Consider the following 7,632-nt stretch of genomic DNA (forward strand, 5'->3'; position numbering starts at 1 on the left):
GAACCCCCGCGCGACTCTCGCCGCCTGTCGGTTTTCAAGACCGATCCCTTCAGCCAGACTTGGGTATACCTCCATATTGACATCAAATATAATATCAAAAGAAAAACAGTTAGTCAACCCTACTATAATAAATTATGAGGAAAGGAAAATTTTACTTTCCCTCTCCTTTATGACACTGCTGACAACGTCCATACTTACCAATCACTCATACCGATGAATGTTTTAACTTATTTAATAACTGTTTTTCCTCCCATATAAGGGCGAAGAACTTCTGGAATTATAATTGTACCATCTTCTTGTTGGTAGTTCTCTAAAATAGCTGCCACTGTACGTCCAATTGCAAGACCAGATCCATTTAGTGTATGAACATGTTCCGGTTTGCCATTTGGCTCACGGCGGAAACGGATATTCGCGCGTCTCGCTTGGAAGGCCTCAAAATTACTACAAGAAGAAATTTCACGATATGTACCATAGCTTGGAATCCATACTTCAATATCGTATTTCTTCGCTGCTGTAAATCCTAAATCTCCTGTACACATGCTCATAACGCGATATGGCAACTCTAATAATTGTAACACGCGCTCTGCATCATTTGTTAATTTTTCTAACTCTTCGTAAGAATCTTCTGGTTTCACGAACTTCACAAGTTCAACTTTATTAAATTGGTGTTGGCGAATTAAACCGCGTGTATCACGACCAGCTGAACCTGCTTCAGAACGGAAGCATGAGCTAAACGCAGCATATCGTATCGGCAATTGCTCTTTACTCACAATCTCATCACGATGCATATTCGTTACAGGTACTTCAGCTGTTGGGATTAGGAAATAATCTTCACTTTCAATACGGAATGCATCTTCTTCAAACTTCGGAAGTTGTCCTGTTCCTGTCATACTTGCACGGTTTACCATATAAGGAGGCAATACTTCCTCATATCCATGCTCATCAGTATGAAGGTCAAGCATAAAGCTAATCAAGGCACGTTCTAATCTTGCACCAGCACCTTTGTAAAATACAAATCGGCTTCCTGTTACTTTCCCAGCACGTTCAAAATCTAAAATCCCTAAATCAGTAGCAAGGTCCCAATGTGGTTTTGGCTCATAAGTAAATTCTTTCACTTCTCCCCAAGTACGTGCTACTACGTTATCATCCTCTGTTTCACCTATTGGAGCAGATTCATGAGGGATATTCGGGATAGATAGCATTAATCTTTCTAAATCTTCTTCAACTGTACGAAGCTCATTATCAAGATCTTTTACTTTTTCCCCAACTTCACGCATTTCTAGAATTAAAGCTTCCGCATCTTTCTTTTCACGCTTTAATACTGAAATTTGTTGAGATACTTCGTTACGTTTACTTTTTAGTTCTTCCGTTTGAACGAGTAGCTCTCTTCTTCTCGTATCAAGTTCTTCAAAGCGATCAAAATCCGTTAAATCTTCGCCTCTATGCTGTAATTTTGCTTTTACTTCTTCAAAATTCGTACGTAAAAATTTAATATCAAGCATTATATACTCCTCCTTTTATTTTATAAAACACAAAAAACTCTCGTCCCTATACAAAGGGACGAGAGTTAACCCGCGTTGCCACCCTAGTTGAAAGCATTACCGCTTTCCTCTCAAGTAGAAATAACGGCTCTTCACCGGGAATGCTTACTAATCAAAAGATATTCCACATTCCATTCCAGGATGGATTCACAAACTGTTTCTATCGATTTCCACCAACCATCGACTCTCTATAAGAAACAACATCTGTTACTACTTCCTATCAACACGCTTATTTTATAAAATTGTTACCATCAATTTACTATAATCTTATACAAGTTGCAAGTTACTTATACAACTTTTTTCATTTTCGCTTCTTTTACCATTTCTACAAAGTATGCTGTTACACGATGATCATCCGTTAATTCCGGATGGAAAGAAGCAGCTAAAAACGGCCCTTGCCTTACCGCTACCATTCGCTCGCCATGCGTAGAAAGTACTTCAACATCATCAGCTACATTTACAACATACGGAGCACGGATAAATACACCAACAAAGTCTTCTCCCACACCTTTCATTGAAAGTGCAGCTTCAAAACTATCTCTTTGGCGTCCGAACGCATTGCGCTCAACCGTAATATCCATAGCACCAATATGTGCTTCTTCATAGCCAATAAGCGTTTTCGCAAGAAGAATCATTCCTGCACATGTACCAAACATTGGTTTACCAGACTTCGCAAATGTACGAAGAGGCTCCATGAAAGCATACTTATCAATAAGACGGCGCATTGTTGTACTTTCACCGCCTGGTAAAATAAGACCATCAATTTCTTCAAGTTGTTCTATACGCTTTACAACCACAGCTTCTGCACCACTTGCTTCAACTGATTTCACATGCTCACGAACGGCACCTTGAAGACCTAGTACACCGATTTTCACCATTTTAAAGATCTCCTTTAATTACCATCCACGCTCTTGCATGCGTTGTTCTGGTAATAACGTTGAAATTTCGACACCTTTCATTGCATTACCTAATCCTTTAGAAAGGCTTGCAATTAGTTCGTAATCTTCATAATGAGTCGTCGCTTCAACGATTGCACGTGCAAATTTCTCTGGGTTCTCTGATTTGAAGATACCAGATCCAACAAATACACCATCAGCACCAAGTTGCATCATTAACGCTGCATCTGCTGGTGTTGCTACACCACCTGCTGCAAAGTTTACAACTGGCAGGCGACCAAGGCGTTTAATTTCAAGTAGTACTTCATAAGGAGCACCAGTATTTTTTGCATATGTCATTAACTCATCTTCACGTAGATTTGCAACTTGACGGATTTCTGCATTGACTTGGCGCATATGACGCACTGCCTCTACAATGTTTCCTGTTCCAGGCTCACCTTTTGTACGAAGCATAGATGCACCTTCTGCAATACGACGTGCAGCTTCTCCAATATCACGGCAACCACATACAAACGGAACTGTGTAATCACGTTTATTTAAATGGTATACTTCATCAGCAGGAGTTAATACTTCACTCTCATCGATATAGTCTACCCCTAATGATTCTAATACACGTGCTTCTACAAGGTGACCGATACGGCATTTTGCCATAACCGGAATTGACACAGCACCCATAACTTCTTCAACAATTGTTGGATCTGCCATACGAGAAACGCCACCTGCTGCACGAATATCTGCAGGTACACGCTCTAATGCCATAACAGCAACTGCGCCTGCCTCTTCTGCAATCCTTGCTTGCTCAGCGTTAACTACGTCCATAATAACGCCGCCTTTTTGCATTTCTGCCATTCCACGTTTTACACGTTCTGTCCCTGTTACATTTGTCATGTACAAAAACCCCCCTAGGTGAATTGCTTTCCCCGTTAAAGAAGAAAATTAAGAATACTCTTACATTCTACCACTAACTATCTGATGCTTGTCCACTACTTTTTCATAAAGTCGGTATGAAAAATGGGAATAAGAAAAAGCTCCTACAATGAGGAGCTTTTAAAACCAACCTTTTACTGTATCAACAGCACTATTCCACATACCACTAAAGAAAGAACCGATTCCGCGCATAGAACGTGTGAACCAGCCTGCCTCTTCTACTTCAGATTTTGTTACAAGGTCTACTTGTAATGATTTTCCTGATAAAAATCCAGGGTCATTACTATCTTTAGACGTTACAACCATTTGGCCAAGTGCAACTCCCTTTTTCATAGGTGCTTCTTGTCCCTTATTTCCTTCTTTAAATTCTGTTTTATAAACGTCTTTACTTCCCTTTGGCACCGGAAGTGAAACAGCTTGCTTCGTTTGAACTGCTATATCTTTATCTTTCGCATTTTCAACTCTTACTGTTTCTTTTCCTTTGACCGAAGAACCTTTTTCATACATTTTCTTCATTTCAAAGTTAGCAAAGCCATAATCATATAATTTCTTCGTCTCATCAAATCTTGCCGTATGAGAATTTGTTTTAATAACTACAGAAATGAAACGCATCCCATTTCTCTCGACCGTACCAGTAAAACAATCTCCTGCTTCTGGAGTTGATCCTGTTTTCAGGCCATCTACACCATCATATTGCTTAACTAAGCCTTTTAGCATCCAATTCCAGTTATCCATATTAACTGGGTATTTTCCACCCTCTTGGAATACCTTTTTTGGAATTTTAGCTGTATCTAATACTTTTGGAAAGTCTTTAATAAGATGTTGTGCTAAAATCGCAACATCTCTTGCAGACATTTTATTTTCTTCTTCTGGAGTTGTTCCTTCAGGGTGTTGCCCTTTTAAATCTCTGTTCGTTAAGCCTGTAGAGTTGACAAATTTATAGCTTTTTAATCCAAACTCTTTCGACTTATCATTCATCATTTTTACGAAATCAACTTCTTTTCCTGCCACTGCTTCAGCTAAAGCGATTGTCGCTCCATTAGCAGAATAAATTGCCATTGCTTCATACAGTTCTTTTACCGTATAAGAACCACCATTTTCTAGCGGAACATTTGATAATGAACGATCTTGTGAAATTTCATATGCATATTCAGAAACTTTAACTTTTTGATCCCACTTCAGTTTCCCTTTTGATATTGCCTCATTCACTAAATATTCACTCATCATCTTTGTCATACTAGCAATTGATAATAATTCATCTGCATTCTTTTGATATACAATTTTCCCAGAATTCGCTTCAACTAAAATCGCTGCACCGGCTTCAATGTTTAAAGCAGCTCCTGTTTCTGCTGATGCATTGCTATATGGTGCAAACATGCCAAAAGCTAGTGTAAGCACTGTTACCAACGCAATGAATCTCTTGCAAAACATACCTTTCACTTTTGCTACCCCCAATATCTATGTACTCACATAACCGTTATTCTAACATAATCAAAAAAAAATAGACAGAGATATCAAATCTCCGTCTATTTACATATAAGACATTATAATGAGTAGTTTGGAGCCTCTTTTGTAATCTGTACGTGATGAGGATGGCTTTCACGTAAACCAGCACCCGACATACGAATGAACTGCGCATTCTCACGTAAGAATTCTAAATCCTGTGCTCCGCAGTATCCCATACCTGCACGTAATCCACCAACTAATTGATGAACTGTATCTGCTAAAGGTCCTTTATATGGTACTCGTCCTTCAATACCTTCTGGAACAAGTTTTTTGTTTCCTTCTTGGAAGTAGCGATCCTTACTTCCTTTTTCCATTGCTCCAACAGAACCCATACCACGATATACTTTAAATTGACGACCTTGGTAAATTTCAGTTTCTCCAGGGCTTTCAGCTACACCAGCGAACATACTACCTAGCATAACAACGTGTGCTCCTGCCGCTAAAGCTTTAACCATATCACCAGAGTACTTAACACCGCCATCTGCAATAACTGGAATGCCGTGTTTACGAGCTTCAGTTGCACAATCATAAACTGCTGTTAATTGTGGTACACCAACTCCAGCTACAACACGCGTTGTACAAATAGAACCTGGTCCAATACCAACTTTAACTACATTTGCACCAGCTTCAATTAATGCTTTTGTTGCTTCAGCTGTAGCAACATTGCCAGCAATAATATTTAGCGCTGGATATTTAGCGCGAACTTCTTTTACTTTTTCAATAACACCTTGAGAATGTCCATGAGCTGTATCAAGTACAATTGCATCTACACTCGCTTTTACTAATGCATCGATACGAAGCATTGCATCAGCCGTTACACCAACTGCTGCTCCAACCAATAAGCGTCCTTGCTTATCCTTTGCAGAGTTTGGAAATTCAATTACTTTTTCAATATCTTTTATTGTAATAAGTCCTTGTAATACACCAATATTATCAACAAGAGGAAGCTTTTCAATTTTATACTTTTGTAGGATCTTTTCAGCTTCTCCTAGTGTAGTACCAACTGGGGCTGTAATTAACTGTTCTTTTGTCATTACGTCAGAAATTTTGATTGAGTAGTCTTGGATGAAGCGCATATCACGGTTTGTAATAATACCAACTAATTTTCTCTCATCTAAATTATTTACAACTGGTACACCTGAGATGCGGTATTTTCCCATAAGATGTTCCGCATCATATACTTGATGTTCTGGAGTTAAAAAGAATGGATCTGAAATAACGCCGCTTTCAGAGCGTTTTACTTTGTCAACTTGCTCTGCCTGGTGCTCAATAGACATATTCTTATGAATGATTCCTAAACCGCCTTGACGAGCCATTGCAATAGCCATATCAGCTTCTGTTACTGTATCCATTCCTGCACTAATTAACGGGATGTTTAACTGTAAGCTTTCAGATAAAACTGTTTTAACACTTACTTCTCTTGGTAATATATCTGACTTTGCTGGTACAAGTAATACATCATCAAAAGTCAAACCTTCTTTAACAAATTTAGATTCCCACATAATTGTTCCCCCCATGATACCAGAAATTATTATTAGTAGCTTATCAATTGGTTAAAATACTGTCAAGAAAGTATTAATATGTTAGAATTTTTAGACAATAAAAGGAGCGTAATATATGCATCATACACCTTGTGCTTGGCAGCAATTAAGTTTCTTCTTTTCATCTCAAAACGTACAACATTATCTTGCCCGTTGTTATGAAAAATCCTCGATTCAGGATGCCGAAAAAAAAAGTTTTGAAAATTGTTATCCATTTATTTATTACTTAGAACACGGTAAAAATTATTATGAATTATATAAAACAGCACCATTTTCCATTCAACCAATGCTGTTATTTTATGGAATGGGGCAACTTTTTAAAGCTTGTTTATTAACTATTAATCCAAACTATCCAGAATCAACAACCGTTTTAGCACATGGAGTGACAACCCGTAAACGAAAAAAACAAGGATATCAATTTTTAGAAGATGAGGTGAAAATACAGAAAAATGGACTATTTACTCACGCGGCAGAACAACTGTTTCACATGAAACACTTGGAAACAGAAAAGTTTAATATGTTAGAGCTAATGGGAAAAATCCCTGAGCTACAACATTTATTTCGCTATAGTCAAAAAGGAACAACATTATATAAAATCGATTCAACAAATAAAAATGAGCTCTCCTTCTCAGTCAACATACTAGATCGACTACATATGACTAAAGAGAGATTTTCCCGTTACATCGAAACAGCTTGTAAGCATTTATCAATACAACACGTACCTGAGAAAAATAATGAATTAAATGTGCTTTTTTCAGCACCTATTCAATCATGGAATCCTATGTATAGCACACCTTTATACTACGAGCATCTTACTGACACTTATTATTTACCACTTACGACCGACCCTAGAAACTCTAAGCCAGTGTTGCCTGAGCTCCTTGTTCATTATTTATTGCTCTATAATTTAAGCATGATTTCTAGGTATGAAACAGATTGGTGGTATGACTTACTTGGAAGCTATGGATCTGAAGATTATCCATTTATTTATCAATTTCTCAATATTTCTGCTCAAAAAATCCCTTACTATATTTCAGCATTTTTACTAACGGAATCTAACCTATTTCATGGGAAATAAAAAAACACGAGTCAAATGACTCGTGTTTTATCTTGCTTGGCGACGTCCTACTCTCACAGGGACAAGGTCCCAACTACCATCGGCGCTAGAGAGCTTAACTTCCGTGTTCGGTATGGGAACGGGTGTGACCTCTCTGCCATCAT

6 protein-coding genes, 1 rRNA gene and 1 other annotated feature are annotated in these 7,632 nt (G+C 38.1%); of the genes, 1 reads left to right on the forward strand and 6 read right to left on the reverse strand.

Going from position 1 to position 7,632, the window contains the following annotated elements; translation table 11 throughout:
* Nucleotides 1-227: 227 nt before the first annotated feature.
* From serS to guaB, 5 genes are all read right to left on the reverse strand, one after another.
* Entirely contained in the window at nucleotides 228-1,502 is a 1,275-nt protein-coding gene (serS, locus tag CQZ94_RS29505; protein ID WP_105588281.1) for a serine--tRNA ligase, read from the reverse strand.
* A gap of 51 nt (nucleotides 1,503-1,553) precedes the next feature.
* Nucleotides 1,554-1,774: a binding site (T-box leader), on the reverse strand.
* 54 nt (nucleotides 1,775-1,828) lie between these two features.
* Nucleotides 1,829-2,419, reverse strand: coding sequence for a pyridoxal 5'-phosphate synthase glutaminase subunit PdxT (gene pdxT / locus CQZ94_RS29510; protein ID WP_105588282.1), 591 nt, complete (start codon nucleotides 2,417-2,419; stop codon nucleotides 1,829-1,831).
* 18 nt (nucleotides 2,420-2,437) lie between these two features.
* Nucleotides 2,438-3,325: a pyridoxal 5'-phosphate synthase lyase subunit PdxS gene (gene pdxS / locus CQZ94_RS29515; protein ID WP_002107268.1), complete on the reverse strand. Its 888-nt coding sequence runs from the start codon at nucleotides 3,323-3,325 to the stop codon at nucleotides 2,438-2,440.
* Nucleotides 3,326-3,484: 159 nt separating this feature from the next.
* The gene (locus CQZ94_RS29520) at nucleotides 3,485-4,795 is read right to left on the reverse strand and encodes a serine hydrolase (RefSeq protein ID WP_181149576.1); all 1,311 of its coding nucleotides are present in this window, start codon (nucleotides 4,793-4,795) and stop codon (nucleotides 3,485-3,487) included.
* Between the two features lie 113 nt (nucleotides 4,796-4,908).
* On the reverse strand, nucleotides 4,909-6,372 hold the full coding sequence (gene guaB, locus CQZ94_RS29525) for an IMP dehydrogenase (protein WP_105588284.1): 1,464 nt from the start codon (nucleotides 6,370-6,372) through the stop codon (nucleotides 4,909-4,911).
* A 115-nt stretch (nucleotides 6,373-6,487) separates the two neighbouring features.
* On the opposite strand from guaB, the gene CQZ94_RS29530 reads away from it, so the two are divergent.
* Nucleotides 6,488-7,489: a YaaC family protein gene (locus tag CQZ94_RS29530; RefSeq protein WP_105588285.1), complete on the forward strand. Its 1,002-nt coding sequence runs from the start codon at nucleotides 6,488-6,490 to the stop codon at nucleotides 7,487-7,489.
* A 34-nt stretch (nucleotides 7,490-7,523) separates the two neighbouring features.
* Here CQZ94_RS29530 and rrf read toward each other — a convergent pair.
* Nucleotides 7,524-7,632: ribosomal RNA gene (gene rrf, locus CQZ94_RS29535) — 5S ribosomal RNA — on the reverse strand; the annotation flags it as partial.

This window comes from Bacillus sp. MYb209 (assembly GCF_002975175.1).
Classification (GTDB): domain Bacteria; phylum Bacillota; class Bacilli; order Bacillales; family Bacillaceae_G; genus Bacillus_A.

Bases quoted from the DNA above. Each gene is read 5' to 3' on its own strand.
- pdxS (WP_002107268.1), bottom strand. From the start codon at position 3,325: ATGACAAATGTAACAGGGACAGAACGTGTAAAACGTGGAATGGCAGAA.
- guaB (WP_105588284.1), bottom strand. From the start codon at position 6,372: ATGTGGGAATCTAAATTTGTTAAAGAAGGTTTGACTTTTGATGATGTA.
- CQZ94_RS29530 (WP_105588285.1), top strand. From the start codon at position 6,488: ATGCATCATACACCTTGTGCTTGGCAGCAATTAAGTTTCTTCTTTTCA.
- CQZ94_RS29520 (WP_181149576.1), bottom strand. From the start codon at position 4,795: ATGTTTTGCAAGAGATTCATTGCGTTGGTAACAGTGCTTACACTAGCT.
- serS (WP_105588281.1), bottom strand. From the start codon at position 1,502: ATGCTTGATATTAAATTTTTACGTACGAATTTTGAAGAAGTAAAAGCA.
- pdxT (WP_105588282.1), bottom strand. From the start codon at position 2,419: ATGGTGAAAATCGGTGTACTAGGTCTTCAAGGTGCCGTTCGTGAGCAT.